This is a genomic window from Bradyrhizobium canariense, assembly GCF_019402665.1.
Lineage (GTDB): Bacteria > Pseudomonadota > Alphaproteobacteria > Rhizobiales > Xanthobacteraceae > Bradyrhizobium > Bradyrhizobium canariense.
Map to the genome: position 1 here is coordinate 53,070 of NZ_VSST01000034.1, position 13,717 is coordinate 66,786.

Consider the following 13,717-nt stretch of genomic DNA (forward strand, 5'->3'; position numbering starts at 1 on the left):
GTGAACGGCCTTAATGAGAGGCAATCTGGCGCCTCCCTGACCATCCGGGTTCCCGGGGACCCGCTCAGAGGTTCTCAGTGCTGGACGGCGCCAGGCAGCCCATAGGCCTCCATCTGGGCCTGGACCTGCGCGATGTTGTGCCCGAGCACGACGATATCGTGGGTCTTGCCGTCGACGTCGCGGACATGATCGCGCAGCAGTGCCTCGGCCTTGAAGCCGAGGCTCTCGAACAGCGTGATCGCCGCCTGCTGATCGACCGTCATCTGGACCGAGAGCTTCTCGAGGCCGGCGCCGAGCGCAAGTGCGAACGTCTCCTGCGACAGCGTCCGTCCCACCCCCTTTCCGCGCACATCGAGCGAAACCACCATCCGTATCTCGCCGACATGGGGCGACCAGGAATGCGGGTCGCGCACCAGCGTGCCGCAGCCGACCACCGCGCCGCCCCTGATGGCGAGCAGGCTCGTGATCGCGCCGCGCGCTATCTCCTTCACCCATGCGGAGAGCACCTTCGGCTCACTGATGTTGCGCGGCAGGAACAACAGGTCGTGGGTCGGCAGGCCCTTGCCGAAGGCGAGCACTGCTGCTTCGTCCGCAGGCGACATCAGGCGGATCTCGATATCGCCAGCGTCCGTCTTCACATGACGCGGATAGGAACGCTGCTCACTCATGTCGATCTCTTCCCCAGCCAGGAATCCAGTTTCGGCCATAGCCGCTTCACCGCATTGGCGCCGGCGACGAGCGAGACGTGACCGCCTTTCAGCATCACCTCCTCCTTGTCCTCGGATCCGATCTTGGCGATCAGGTGCTTTGCCGCCTCATACGGCACGATGTGGTCGTGTTCCGCCACCGCATGCAGGAACGGCACCTTGATGTCCTCGAGCTTCGCCGCACGGCCGCCGACCGACATGGTGTCGTTGAACAGCTTGTTGTCCCACATCAGGTCCTTGGTGATGGTGCGGAAATATTCGCCGGCCAGCGGCAGCGTGTCGGTCGCCCAGCGGTCGAACATCCGGTAGGATTTGACGAACTCGTCGTTCCAGATGTTTTCCCAGAGCTGGATCTGGCTGACGGTACGCGAGGCTGGGCGCAGCATCTCGAACGACGACAGGATCATCTCGGGCGGCACGTTGCCGACGCTGTCGACGAGGCGATCGACATCGAAATAGCGACGGTCGGAGAAGTTCGAGAACAGCTTCATCTCGCGAAAGTCGATCGGCGTGGTGAAGCAGATCAAATTCTTCATCGGCCCGTCTCTGTGGATCGAGCCGTAGAGCAGCGACAGCACGCCGCCGAAGCAATAGCCGATGACGGAGACGTCCTGTTCGCCGGAATCCTGTTGCACGCGGCGGATGCAGTCCGGGATGAAGTCGAGGACATAGTCCTCCATGCGGAGGCTCTTCTCCTCCGGCCGTGGCGCGCTCCAGTCGAGCATGTAAACGTCGTAGCCGCGCTTCAACATGAACTCGATGAAACTCTGGCCGGGCACGAGGTCGAGAATGTAACCGCGATTGGTGGTCGCCATCACGATCAAGATCGGAATTCGATAGATCTCGTCGGACGTCGGCCGATAATGGTAGAGGCTCATCGTCCCGCGCGAATGCAGCACGTCCTTCGGCGTCGAGCCGAGCGTGGGACCGGACGTCGAGAAATATTCGACGCCCTTGATGCTGCGCTGGATGGCGCGTTGCACCTCGGACTGGATGCGCTCCGGGATCCCTGCGAAGTCTAATCCGGCGGGTGCATTCATGTCTGCTCTCCGCCTTCTGATGGCGGCCGCTTGGTGCGCGGCGGGCGCAATGCAGTATCGGAGCCCTGAGAAATGCCGGAACTTGCCGCCATCTGGCTCAGCATCGACTTGATCTCACCGATCTGTCCTTCGATGGACTGCAGCCGTTCCGCAAGGCTGGTGACCTGCTCCCGGCTCGGCAGATTCACGGAGACCAGATATTTCTCCATGAGGTCGCCGAGCTGCTTCTGAGCACCTGCAGCAACGCCGCCGGCTCGGTTCACGGCTTGCGAAAACTCGGGCGATGACATGGCCTGATTGGCGAAGGAGTTGAACCCCTTCTCCATCTCGCCAACCATCTTCTGCCACATGGCAATGGGGTCATTGCTCTTGTCGGTCATCGGCGTCCTCCTGAAATCGAGAGCTTCGATGCCCTTCCTTTTTCGCCATACCACACCGTTGCGCGGTGCCGGTCAACCGGCAAGCAGCGCGTCCGGTGTCGCGGACGCGACTTCATTGCGAGGGGAAAGCGTGCGATACAGTATTGATCAAAGCCGAGGGAACGCAGCCGTGAACGCCTATCAGCCACCGCAAACCGTCCACGCCAACGGCATCGACATTTGTTACGAGACTTTCGGCAACGACAGTGCCGAGCCGCTGCTGCTGATCATGGGGTTGGGCGCCCAGATGATCCACTGGGACGATGCGTTCTGCGAGCAGCTCGCCGCGCAGGGCTTTCGCGTCATCCGGTTCGACAATCGCGACATCGGCAAGTCGAGCCATCTCACAGGCGGCAAGCGTCTGACACCGCTCGAGCTGTTGAAGCTGCGGTTCCTCAAGATTCCCGTGGCCGCAACCTACAAGCTGATCGACATGGCGAAAGACACGGTCGGGCTGATGGACGCACTCGGCATCAAGTCGGCGCATCTGGTCGGGGCGTCCATGGGCGGCATGATTGCGCAGGAAGTGACGTTGTCGTTTCCCGAGCGCGCGCGCTCGCTGACCTCGATCATGTCGACGACCGGCAATCCGCGCGTGCCGCCGCCGACACGTGAGGCCGCCGCGATGCTGATGGCGCCGCCGCCGCGCAGCAAGGAGGAGTTCATCGTCCGCTACGGCCAGACCTGGAACGTGTTGCGCGCCGGGTCCTTTCCGGAAGAAGAGGCGCTTGATCCCGGTCGTGCCGAACGCGTGTTCGCGCGCGGGCTCAATCCGGCCGGCGTCGGCCGGCAGCTCCGCGCGGTGCTCGCCTCCGGCAGCCGCAAGGAGCGGCTGCACGGCGTCAAGACGCCGACGCTCGTGATCCACGGCACCGTCGATCCGCTGGTCCGCCCCGAGGGCGGCAGGGACACGGCAGAGTCAATTCCCGGGGCCAAGCTGCTGATGATCGACGGCATGGGCCACGCGCTGCCGATGCGGTTCTGGCCGGAGATCATCGGCGCCATCGCCAAGCACGCACATGGCGCAGCGGCGCAGGCGGCGTAGATTGACTGGCGCAGCGGGTCTCCTCACGGTGACCATGTGAGCTGCCGGTTACTCTCTTAACGCGAGCCGGCACGAAAGCTATACAGGCCTCCTTCAATCGCCGAGAACCTCACTCGCCAACAAGGAGGCTGCGGCCTCTCGGAGTTTACATGCATCTCGTCGTCCGGTCAGCCGCAATCGTCGCCGCTTCAGTCCTCACGCTGTTCCTCGCCGGTGGCGTCGCGATGGCGGGTAGCGCGCAAGAAGAAGCCAATCGCAAAACTGTCCTTGCGTTCTACGAGAAGGGGCTCAACGAAAAGGATGCCGATGCAGCCCTCGCCTATGTCGGCGACCGCTACGTCCAGCACAACCCAAACGCGGCAGATGGTCCGGACGGCTTCCGAAAATTCATCGGCTTCCTCCGGGAGAAATTCCCGAACTCGCACAGCGAGATCAAGCGCAGCTTCGTGGATGGCGACTACGTGATCCTGCACGTTCACGCGGTTCGCGAGCCCGGCAGCAGGGGCAACGCGATCGTCGACATCTTCAAGCGGGAGAACGGCAAGGTCGTCGAACACTGGGACGTCGTGCAACCGATCCCGGAAAATCCGGCGAACAACAACACGATGTTTTAGCTCGGAGCCGTAGCCCGGATGGAGCGCTGCGCAATCCGGGTTCTTGCGCGGATCGACCGTCCCGGATTTCGCTGCGCTCATCCGGGCTACAAATAGCCGCCTAGCTCTTCTTCGCCATCCAGATCACGTGACGAGCGCCACCGCCTCTTCCGGTGGCGCGGATATTGACTTCGTTGACGTCGAAGCCGGCGCTCCCGAGCCGCTTGGTGAAGGCCGGGTTGGGTCCCGAGGACCAGACCGCGAGCACGCCTCCCGGCCGCAGCGCCGTCTTCGCCGCCTTCAATCCGCTCGCATTGTAGAGCGCATCGTTGCCCTTCCGGGTCAGCCCTTCCGGCCCGTTGTCGACGTCGAGGAGGATGGCATCGAATGCCGACCGCTGCGCCCGGATGATTTCGCCAACGTCGGTTTCCCGTATGCTCACCCTGGCATCATCGAGACTGTCACCAAACACCGCCGCCATCGGGCCCCGCGCCCAGGCGACCACCGCCGGCACGAGCTCGGAGACCACAATCTTCGCCTTGCTTCCGAGCACGGTCAGGGCCGCACGCAACGTAAAGCCCATGCCCAGGCCGCCGATGAGGACGACGGGTTTTGCGACCGTCTCGATCTGCTTCGCCGCGAGTGTGGCGAGCGCGGCCTCCGAGCCTGACAGGCGGTTGTTCATCAGTTCGTTGGTGCCGAGCTTGATGGAAAACTCCTTGCCTCGCCGCATCAGGCGAAGCTCTTCATCGGAGCCGGGGATCTTGGCGGTGTCGATCTTTTCCCAGGGAATCATGCGGAAGCTTTAGCACGATTTCCTTCGTAGCTTCGTAGCCCGGATGGAGCGAAGCGCAATCCGGGAAGCGCGCGCGTGAGGAAAAATCGCCCCGGATTTCGCTGCGCTCCATCCGGGCTACGAACCGGCCTACCCTCCCGCCCACACGTCCAGCACATACCGGTTCTTCGCGCCCATCTCCTCGATCCAGCGCGCGGCCGTGGCGGCATCGCTGCCGCTCTTCTCGCGATGGATCGCGACCAGCGCCGCCTTCACGTCGGGCTCCATCTTGCTGCCGTCGCCACAGACATAGACCATCGCGCCCTGCTCGATTAGCGGCCAGACCTTGTCTTTCTGCGCGGCGAGGACGTGCTGCACATAGGTCTTCGGTCCTTCCGCACGCGAGAACGCGGTGAACAGCTCGGTGATGCCGCTTGCCGCCAGCGCCTTAAGCTCGTCCGCGTAGAGAAAATCCTGCTCGGGATGACGGCAGCCGAAAAACAGCATGGCCGGACCGAGCGCGGCGCCCTTGGCCCTGCGCGCGGCGCGCTCCTGGAGGAAGCCGCGGAACGGCGCCAATCCCGTGCCCGGGCCGATCATGACAATCGGCACGGACGGATCGTCCGGGAGCCGGAAGCCGGCCTTGGTCTCACGCACGGTTGCATGGATCACGTCGCCCGCACGTCGATTGGCGAGATAGTTCGAGCAGATGCCCTTGTAGGTGCCGCGGCCGGAGGCGGCCTGCCCTTCGACCACGCCGACCGTGACGCTGCAACGAACCGGATCGACCGACGGCGAAGACGAGATCGAATAATAACGCGGCGCCAGCAGCGAGAGCATTTCCAGATAGACGTGGAACGGCAATTCGCAAGCCGGATATTCGAGCAGCAGATCGAACACCGATTTCCGCCTGGTCAGAATCTCGCTGCGATAGCGCTCCAGCGGCCCAGCCTCCTCCCCGACAAAGCCCAGCAGCTTCGGCCTGGTTACCGGGCAGCGGGTGTGTTCGGCCATGATCTTGATCTGGTTCCGCGTCGCCACTTGCTGGAACTCGACGAACTCGCTGAGCAGACGGCCGACCGACACGGCATCGCCGACCGGCAATTGCGCGCGGCGGCCTTCGGCGACCTGAAGCCTGATCTGGTCGGCCGGCAGGAAGCCGAAGCGACGGGCAACCGAATCCACCAGCGTCGGATCGTTGCGCGGAACCACACTCAGATGATCACCGACGCGGTAATTGATGTTGGAAGGCAGCTGCACCTCGATGTGACGCGTCGAACGCTCTGACGGATTGGAACCGGCCTTGTTCTGAAGCTCGTCATTGCCCAGCACCTTCATGGCCACCGCGCCGCCCTGGGCGACGATGGTGTTGACGGCGGTCACCGCGACCGGCTCGATCGCGTAGAGCGGATCGTCCTCCGCGGTCCGGGTGAAATTCCAGTCGATGCCGAATTCCTTGGTCGCGACCTGGGCGGCCGCCGGGAACCATTTCTGGAACTGGCCGTCGAGATCGCTGCGCGCATCGCCCTCGCCGCGCGGATAGACCGCGCGCGCACCATGCGCCGACAATTGCTCATCGATGAAGCGCGGCACCGACTGATAGGTCGCGGCCCAGTCGCTGTTGCCGCAGCCGAACACGGCGTATCGCACATTGGCAAACGCATCCTTCGGCAGCTCGTCGCCGAGCCATTTGACGAATTGCGTCGCATTGTCTGGCGGCGCGCCGTTATAGGAGGCGCAGATGATCAGCACGCCACCTTCCCGCGGCAGCTTGCCCACGTAATCGTCGAGCGGCCCCAGATGCACGGCAAAGCCGTTGATCTCGGCCAGGTCGGCCATCCGCGTCGCCAGCTCCTCGGCGGTCCCAAGATTGGAGCCGTAGAGTACCAGCATCGGCGTGTTGTGGCCGGGCCGCGCGGTGGGCTGGCGCGGTGCCTTCGGTGCCGACGACACCGCCACAGGTCCGCCATAGGCACCGCGCTCGCGATCGGCGCGCGGACGGACCTTGATCTTGAAGCCTTCCGGCTTCATCGTCAGCGTTTCCTTCAGATGCATCTGGTAGCGCTGGTGGTCGATCAGCTTGAAACGCTGGAGGATCATGCCGAGCGCGAGCGCGGCCTCGTGCATGGCGAAGCCGCGGCCGATGCAGGCGCGCTGGCCATTGCCGAACGGCTTCCAGGCATTGATCGGCCGCTTGGCTTCCGCCTCCCGGCTGAAATTCTCCGGATCGAACGCGTCGGGGTTCGGACCCCAGACCGAGGGATCGCGATGCAGAGCGGTCACCAGGATGGTGGTGAACGTGCCTTTCCGGAGCTTGTACTTCCCGCCGCCGATGGTCTCGTCGTTCAGCGGCGAGATGCCATAGGCCGGCGCCGGCGGCCACAGCCGCAGCGCCTCCTTCAATATCTGGGTGATGTAGGTCAGCTGCGTCACCTGCTGATAAGTCGGCTTCGCGTTGGCGTCGGGACCGAAGACGCGATCGACCTCGTCATAGGCTTTCTTGAGAATGTCGGGGTGCTTGAGCAGCGCATACAGCGTGCAGGACAACAGGCCGCTGGTGGTCTCGTGGCCCGCGATCAGGAACGTGTTGATCTGATAGCGGATGTTGACGTCGTCGAGCTGCTCGCCGGTCGAGCGATCGACCCCGGTCATCATCGCCGCAAGCATATCCTTCTTATCGTCGGTCGCCTCGCCTCCCTTGCGGCGCTCCGCAATGATCTCGTCGACCATCTTGTTCATGAAGTCGACGTCTTCGGCCATGGTCTTGCGCCGCTTCTGCATCCAGAGCTGCTCGAACGGCAGGCCGCGCGTCATCATGATGGTTTCGAGCGAGCGCACCAGCGACTCGACGAAGGGATGGTAGTCGCGCCGGTAGAACGAATTGAAGCGGTAGTCGAAGCCGCACAGGCCGATCGTATCCAGCGTCAGCGCCGTCATGTCATGGACGACGTCGATCTCGTCGTCGGCATTGAGCCGTTCCCACTTGCCCACGAGCTGCTCGGCGATGTCGACCATGCTCGGGTGATAGGATTGCATGGCGCGGTTGCCGAAGGGCTGGAGCAGGATGTTGTGCGCCTTGCTCCAGTTTGGCTCCTTGGTGTCGGCGGTGAACAGGCCGTCGCCGCCGACCGCGCGCACCCGCCGCAATGCACCGCGCACTGTCTTGTCGAAGCGCTTCTCGTCCGAGAGCTCGTCGACGAGATCGTGGCCGGAGACGACCACGATCGGCGAACCCATCATGTCGAGCCAGAAGATCGGCCCCAGCTCCTTGGCAAGCCGGGTCAGATGCTGCACCGGCGCGGCCGAATCCAGTGACAGCATGTTGCCGACCACCGGTTTGGTCGGCGGCTGCGGGATCGGGTCCAGACGGTTCTTGGATGACATCGAAATGTAGTCCCCCTGCTTCAATGTCGTCATTGCGAGCGAAGCGAAGCAATCCAGAAATATGTCCGCGGAGGCAGACTGAATTGGCTTCGTCGCTTCGCTCCTCGCAATGACGAGTTCGCAATGATCAGCTAGCCAAACCGCCTTCTACGCCATTCGATCAGCTTCGCACTGACCTCTTCCGGCTTCTCCTGCTGCGTCCAATGGCCGCTGTCGCGGACCAGATATTTTTCCAGATCGGGGATCAGCTTGTCCATGCCATCGGCAGAAGACGGTGGCAACACCGCGTCGTTCTCGGCCATGATCATCAGCGACGGCACGCGCACCGTATGATCGAGCCCTTCGGCGCGCGTCCAGTTGCGGGACATATTGCGGTACCAGTTGATGCCGCCGGTGAAGCCTGTCCTGGTGAAATTGTCGACGAACACCTTTTTCTCTTCCGGCGACAGGATCGGCGTGCGCGGATCGTGCTTCGCATCGTAGCCTGCGATCATCTGCGGGAATGCCAGGTTCAGTCGCGGCGAAGCACCGACACCCGCGACGACTTCCTCCGCCGGAGCATCTGCCGGGCGCGGTACGGGCTTGCGCATGAAGGCATCGAAGGTCTGCTCGACGCGGCTGCCAAAGATCCTGTCAGGCTCACGCGCCGGGTCCTGGAACTGCACGATATACATCTTTTCGCCGAAGCGCGCGCGCAGGAGCTCGATCGGATCAGCCCAGGCGCGGTTGGTATGAGGCGTATTGATGCCGACCACGCCGGCGACCCGGTCGATGTGCCGGAGCGGCATCTGCCAGACGATGAAGCCACCCCAGTCATGGCCGACGAAGATCGCCTTGTCGATCTGAAGATGGTCGAGCAACCCGATCAGATCGCCGGTCAGGTGCTCGATGTCGTAGTCCTCGACCGGCTCTGGCCGGTCGGTCGCGCCGTAGCCGCGCTGGTCCGGCGCGATCACGCGGATGCCGGCCTCGCTCAGCGCCTTGATCTGGTGGCGCCAGGAAAATGCGAGTTCGGGCCAGCCATGGCACAGCACGATCGGCGGCTTGTCTGTGACCGGGCCCGCCTCGTAATAGCCCATGCGGATTCCGTTCGTCTGCACGAACTTGAGCGGTGGCATTTCAATCATCGGAACATTCCTACTCGGCGGCGCCCTTGATGTCCGCCGCGGGCAAGGCATAGGCAGCCTCCAGCGCGGCAAACTCCTCCGGCAGCATGTCGCACATCACCTGCACGTGCGGAATGATGTTGGCGCCGACGATGAAGCCGAAATCGAGCTGGTCGCGATAGCTCTGCACGGTGATGTTGAGCGCCTGCCCGTGCGTCGAGATCGACACCGGGAAGATGTGCAACAGCTCCGCGCCCGCGGCGTAGAGCGTCTGCCTCGGCCCCGGCACGTTGGACACCGTGATGTTCGCAGCCGGCGGCAGCACATTCGACAAATCGGAGCGGCTGTAGAGCAGCGCCATGATCTGAACGATGATCGGCGCGCCCAGCATCGAGATATTGGAGACCTGCGGCATCAGTGCCCGCAGCGGATGCGACATCTCCTTGGACTTGGTCGATTGCGCGATGATGGTTTCCAGCCGCGCCTTGGGATCGTCGATGTTGGTCGCGATCGAGCAGATCATGCCGAACACCTGGTTGTTGGCTTCGGTGTTGCCTTCCTCGCGCAGCGAGATCGGCACGGCAGCGGTCAAGGACTTTGCCGGCAGCGTTCCGTGTCGCTGCAGGTAGCGCCGGACCACGCCGGAGGCGAGCGCCAGCACGACATCGTTGAGCTTGCCGCCGGCCTGCTTGGCCAGCGCCTTGGATCGCGACAGCGAGATCGAGACGCCGGCGAAGCTACGCTCGGACGAGATCGATTTGTTGAGCATGGTCGGTGGCGACACCATGCTGGCGAGGCTCTCGCGCGATTTTGGATCGGATATCTTGCCGAGCACGTCCGAGACGCTCTTGACCATGGTCGGGATGTTGCCGGCGAAGCGTACCGCACTCTCGATCTGGTACATCGCATTGTCGAACAGGATCGAACCGATGTCACTCTTGCCGGTGCGCGGCAGTTGCAGGTTCTTCGCGGCCGCAGATGCATCGAGCGGCTGGGTGAAGAGCTGCTGGTAGGAATCGACCAGGTTCGCCGCGATGTCGCGCGGCTCTTGCCCGGGCTTCGCTCCCGCGGTCGGCGGATCGACCTTCCGCGGGATCGGCGAGATATCGTAGATCATGTTGGTCAGCGCCGCACCGGCGCCGCCGTCGATGGCAGCATGATGCATCTTCGAATAAAGTCCGACCTCGTTGTCCTTCATGCCCTCGAACACGTAGAACTCCCAGAGCGGGCGGGCGCGGTTCAAGAGCTTGGCGTGCATCCAGCCCACGATGCGCTCAAGCGTGGCGCGGTCGCGCGGCTGCGGCAGGCTGGCGCGAAAGATGTGACGATCGATGTCGAACTGTTCGTCCTCGACCCAGGAGGGATGATCGATGTCGAGCGGCGCCTTCTCCAGGCGCGCCTTGAGGATCGGCGCGACGTGCAGGCGCGAGACGATCATCGCCTTGAAATCTTCGAAGAAGTCGCCCTTGTAGTCGTCCGGCAGGCGAAAGATCGCCATGCTCCCGACATGCATCGGCATTTCCGGCGTTTCCAGATAGAGAAACGACGCGTCCAGCGACGACAGTTTCTTACCGTCAGCCATGGTTCCCTCCCGAGTATTTGACGGGCGCCTTAGGCGGCGCTTCTCGTCAGGCCGATACTGCCTGTTCCGGCGGGGCATATGCAATGGCAAACGGCCCTGCCCTGTCAAATGGCCAGAACTCTCCCTCCGGTTGCGCAAGGCGGTCTGCCACGGCCCACAGCGCCGCGGGGTTCACCCCAAGCCCGATATGGCTCGCCAGATGCACCTCGATGTTCTCGGCGCGGTCGGAGGGACGCAGCAGGCAGGTCCGCCAGTTCACGATGCCGTCGGCGCGCGAATAGATCGACGTCGCCGGCACCGGAAGATCGCCCGCGATCGCCTCCCGCAGCTCGGCGAAATCCTCGACACGCTCGCCGGACATCATCTCGTAGAGCCGCGTCGCATTGGTCGCTCGTATGTCATTGGCAAAAGGGCTGCCGAGCGTGATGACATTGCGGACCATGTCGGGCGCCTGCAGCGCGAGATCGCGCGCATGGACGCCGCCCAGACTCCATCCGACCAGGCTGACCTTGCGTCCGCTCGCAGCATGGATTTCGGCGAGACGGGCGCGCAACGAATCCCGCATCCGTCCGAACCCGCCGAAATTACGGCCCATCTGCCAGGCACGTGCCTCATAGCCGAGTTCGCTGAGATAGCGCCGCATCGGCGCCATCGAGAGGTCGCTGGCGAGGAAGCCCGGCAGCGCCAGCACCGGATGGCCATCGCCTTTGGGCGCCCGCATCAGGACCGGCGACAGCAGCAGGCTGGCGTTGAGTTCGAGCAACCCACGGGCTTCGGCGAGCAGCAAAGCAAGGCTGGGCGGACGAAGCCGGCCCGGGGTCTGCGGCCCGTCTGGACCGGGCGGCATTATTTCTTCTTGTCGCCGCTGCGCGTGCCGCCGAGGCCGGCCATGGTGACGAACATGTCCTGAAACCGCTCGGCGAGCTTTGGATCGAAGGTGAACCAGCTCTGGATCAGCGACTCCGGCGAGACCTTGTCGATGTTGCTCAGAACCTGCTGCTGCAGCTTGTCCATCACCGCCGTCTGCATCGGTGCCAGATCCGGCAATCCGATGAACTGTCGGGCCTCGAGGGGGGTGCAGTCGATTTCGATGTTAACTTTCATGTCCCCTCCAGATGAGATTCGAGCGGCCGTCCGTAGTATCGCCGCGAGAAGGTGTGCAACGCAAGCGACCTGAGGGCGGTGGCAGCCACCGGCTTCCCCGATCGGCGGATATGGTCAATCAAAATCAGCCGCGTCAGCGCCCATCCACCCGTCAATGCCGGTCAGCATTGCTGCACAGCGGTGCAACTTGGCGCGTTCCTTGCTGGAATGGCGCTTGCACGGGTCGAGAACTCTGGGCAACATGGTTCGATCAGCCCCGCCGAACAATCAAAAATGACGGTGCGGGCGAGTGGAGAGGTCAAGAATGTCAGTCGGACGAAGTCTGTTTGCGGCGACGCTCGCCAGTATGCTTGCGTGGGCGGTCTCGCCGGCGTCGAGCCAGACGCTGCGCTACGCCAACCAGGGTGAGCTCAAGTCGCTCGACCCGTACACGCTGAACGAGTCGACCACCAGTGCGCATCTCGGTCATGTCTATGAGGGCCTGGTTGCCCGCGGCAAGGACCTGAAGATCGTCCCGGCACTCGCCGAAAGCTGGGAGACGCCGGAGCCGACACGCTGGCGCTTTCACCTCCGCAAGGACGTCAAATTCCACAACGGCGACCCGTTCACCGCGGACGACGTGGTGTTCTCGGCCGAGCGCGTGCGGGCGAAAGGTTCGAATTTCCAGAGCCGCGTTCCCGCCGATGCCAAGGTGGTCAAGATCGACGATTACACCGTCGATTTCGTCCTGACCTCGCCCAATCCCATCCTGACGGCGCTGTGGGCGACCTGGTACATCATGGACAAGAAATGGGCAGAGGCGAACGATGCGACGGCACCGACGCCTGCCGCCGCGACGACCCCGAGCTACGCCTCGCTCCATGAGAACGGCACCGGCGCCTTCACGATCGAAAGCCATCAGCCGGGCGTGAAGACCGTCTTCAAGGCCAATCCGAACTGGTGGCGCAAGCCGGAACATAATCTGAAGGAGATCGTCTTCACGCCGATCGCCAACCCGGCCACGCGTGTCGCAGCGCTGTTGTCCGGCGAGGTCGACGTGATCGAGCCGGTTCCGGTCCAGGATATCGAGCGCGTGAAAGCGAGTCCGAACGCCACCGTGCTGACGGGGCCCGAGCTCCGCACCATCTTCGTTGGCATGGATCAGGCGCGCGACGAGCTGTTGTACTCCAACGTCAAGGGCAAGAACCCGTTCAAGGACGTTCGCGTCCGCGAAGCTGTCTACCGGGCAATCGATATCGATTTGATCAAGAATCGCGTCATGCGCGGGCTCTCCACACCGTCCGCGCTGATGGTTGCGCCGGAGATCTTTTCGCTGTCGAAGGACTTCACCCGGCCGAAGCTCGATCCTGACGCCGCCAAGAAGCTCCTGGCGGATGCCGGCTATCCTGATGGTTTCGAGGTGACGATGGACTGCCCGAACGATCGCTACGTCAATGACGCCGCGATATGTCAGGCGGTCGTCGGCATGCTCGCCCGCATCAACATCAAGGTAGACCTGCTGGCGCAGCCGAAGGCCCAGTATTTCGCCAAGGTGCTGAAGCCCGGCGGCTACAAGACTTCGCTGTTCATGCTGGGCTGGACCCCGGATACGCTCGACTCCCATAACGTACTGCACGACATCATGGGCTGCCGGGACGATCCCAAGGATCCGAACCGCGGCGAAGCCAATCTCGCCGGCTATTGCAACAAGCAGTTCGACGAGCTCGCCGACAAGGTTCTCGTGGAACCCGATACGGGCAAGCGCGATCTCCTGATCAAGCAGGCCTTCGAGGTCTCGATGAAGGACTGGGCCTACGTCCCGCTGCACCAGCAGGCGCTCGCCTGGGGCGTCTCGAAGAAGGTGAAGTTGACCCAGCGTGCGGACAACATGGTCATGCTCTACTGGGCGACCAAGCAGGACGAGTAGGTGTCGACAAGTTGTGAAGTCCCGGAAGCCCTGGCTTCCGGGACTTGCTATTTCGG

At 63.2% G+C, this 13,717-nt stretch carries 12 protein-coding genes; 3 read left to right on the plus strand and 9 right to left on the minus strand.

Going from position 1 to position 13,717, the window contains the following annotated elements; genetic code table 11:
• Positions 1-74 precede the first annotated feature (74 nt).
• The 3 genes from FXB41_RS18015 to FXB41_RS18025 are packed head-to-tail and all read right to left on the minus strand — an operon-like array spanning position 75 to position 2,127.
• Complete coding sequence (locus FXB41_RS18015) at positions 75-668, minus strand: GNAT family N-acetyltransferase (protein ID WP_219682685.1); 594 nt, start codon at positions 666-668, stop codon at positions 75-77.
• On the minus strand, positions 665-1,747 hold the full coding sequence (locus FXB41_RS18020; RefSeq protein WP_219682686.1) for a PHA/PHB synthase family protein: 1,083 nt from the start codon (positions 1,745-1,747) through the stop codon (positions 665-667). The genes FXB41_RS18015 and FXB41_RS18020 overlap by 4 nt, the downstream gene beginning before the upstream one ends.
• On the minus strand, positions 1,744-2,127 hold the full coding sequence (locus FXB41_RS18025) for a hypothetical protein (RefSeq protein ID WP_219682687.1): 384 nt from the start codon (positions 2,125-2,127) through the stop codon (positions 1,744-1,746). Before FXB41_RS18025 ends, FXB41_RS18020 begins: the two co-directional genes overlap by 4 nt.
• A gap of 169 nt (positions 2,128-2,296) precedes the next feature.
• Here FXB41_RS18025 and FXB41_RS18030 point away from each other — a divergent pair, with 169 nt between their 5' ends.
• Both FXB41_RS18030 and FXB41_RS18035 read left to right on the plus strand, forming a co-directional pair.
• Entirely contained in the window at positions 2,297-3,211 is a 915-nt protein-coding gene (locus FXB41_RS18030; protein WP_219682688.1) for an alpha/beta fold hydrolase, read from the plus strand.
• Between the two features lie 149 nt (positions 3,212-3,360).
• A complete protein-coding gene (locus tag FXB41_RS18035; RefSeq protein ID WP_219682689.1) occupies positions 3,361-3,825 on the plus strand; it encodes a nuclear transport factor 2 family protein in 465 nt (154 codons plus the stop codon).
• 100 nt (positions 3,826-3,925) lie between these two features.
• On the opposite strand, the gene FXB41_RS18040 is transcribed toward FXB41_RS18035, so the two are convergent.
• The 6 genes from FXB41_RS18040 to FXB41_RS18065 form a co-directional block, all read right to left on the minus strand.
• Positions 3,926-4,600, minus strand: coding sequence for a spermidine synthase (locus FXB41_RS18040; protein ID WP_219682690.1), 675 nt, complete (start codon positions 4,598-4,600; stop codon positions 3,926-3,928).
• Between the two features lie 129 nt (positions 4,601-4,729).
• Positions 4,730-7,963 (minus strand): bifunctional cytochrome P450/NADPH--P450 reductase, encoded by a 3,234-nt coding sequence (locus tag FXB41_RS18045; RefSeq protein ID WP_219682691.1) that lies wholly within the window; start codon positions 7,961-7,963, stop codon positions 4,730-4,732.
• A gap of 131 nt (positions 7,964-8,094) precedes the next feature.
• Positions 8,095-9,090, minus strand: coding sequence for an alpha/beta fold hydrolase (locus FXB41_RS18050; protein WP_219682692.1), 996 nt, complete (start codon positions 9,088-9,090; stop codon positions 8,095-8,097).
• Positions 9,091-9,100: 10 nt separating this feature from the next.
• Complete coding sequence (locus tag FXB41_RS18055) at positions 9,101-10,651, minus strand: WS/DGAT/MGAT family O-acyltransferase (protein WP_219682693.1); 1,551 nt, start codon at positions 10,649-10,651, stop codon at positions 9,101-9,103.
• Between the two features lie 46 nt (positions 10,652-10,697).
• The gene (locus FXB41_RS18060) at positions 10,698-11,498 is read right to left on the minus strand and encodes an esterase/lipase family protein (protein WP_219682694.1); all 801 of its coding nucleotides are present in this window, start codon (positions 11,496-11,498) and stop codon (positions 10,698-10,700) included.
• Entirely contained in the window at positions 11,498-11,755 is a 258-nt protein-coding gene (locus FXB41_RS18065; RefSeq protein WP_007593837.1) for a DUF6489 family protein, read from the minus strand. The genes FXB41_RS18060 and FXB41_RS18065 overlap by 1 nt, the downstream gene beginning before the upstream one ends.
• Positions 11,756-12,059: 304 nt before the next feature.
• Here FXB41_RS18065 and FXB41_RS18070 point away from each other — a divergent pair, with 304 nt between their 5' ends.
• Positions 12,060-13,661: an ABC transporter substrate-binding protein gene (locus FXB41_RS18070; protein WP_219682695.1), complete on the plus strand. Its 1,602-nt coding sequence runs from the start codon at positions 12,060-12,062 to the stop codon at positions 13,659-13,661.
• The last annotated feature ends 56 nt before the right edge of the window (positions 13,662-13,717 follow it).

Bases quoted from the DNA above. Each gene is read 5' to 3' on its own strand.
- FXB41_RS18015 (WP_219682685.1), bottom strand. From the start codon at position 668: ATGAGTGAGCAGCGTTCCTATCCGCGTCATGTGAAGACGGACGCTGGC.
- FXB41_RS18020 (WP_219682686.1), bottom strand. From the start codon at position 1,747: ATGAATGCACCCGCCGGATTAGACTTCGCAGGGATCCCGGAGCGCATC.
- FXB41_RS18025 (WP_219682687.1), bottom strand. From the start codon at position 2,127: ATGACCGACAAGAGCAATGACCCCATTGCCATGTGGCAGAAGATGGTT.
- FXB41_RS18035 (WP_219682689.1), top strand. From the start codon at position 3,361: ATGCATCTCGTCGTCCGGTCAGCCGCAATCGTCGCCGCTTCAGTCCTC.
- FXB41_RS18040 (WP_219682690.1), bottom strand. From the start codon at position 4,600: ATGATTCCCTGGGAAAAGATCGACACCGCCAAGATCCCCGGCTCCGAT.
- FXB41_RS18045 (WP_219682691.1), bottom strand. From the start codon at position 7,963: ATGTCATCCAAGAACCGTCTGGACCCGATCCCGCAGCCGCCGACCAAA.
- FXB41_RS18050 (WP_219682692.1), bottom strand. From the start codon at position 9,090: ATGATTGAAATGCCACCGCTCAAGTTCGTGCAGACGAACGGAATCCGC.
- FXB41_RS18055 (WP_219682693.1), bottom strand. From the start codon at position 10,651: ATGGCTGACGGTAAGAAACTGTCGTCGCTGGACGCGTCGTTTCTCTAT.
- FXB41_RS18060 (WP_219682694.1), bottom strand. From the start codon at position 11,498: ATGCCGCCCGGTCCAGACGGGCCGCAGACCCCGGGCCGGCTTCGTCCG.
- FXB41_RS18065 (WP_007593837.1), bottom strand. From the start codon at position 11,755: ATGAAAGTTAACATCGAAATCGACTGCACCCCCCTCGAGGCCCGACAG.
- FXB41_RS18070 (WP_219682695.1), top strand. From the start codon at position 12,060: ATGTCAGTCGGACGAAGTCTGTTTGCGGCGACGCTCGCCAGTATGCTT.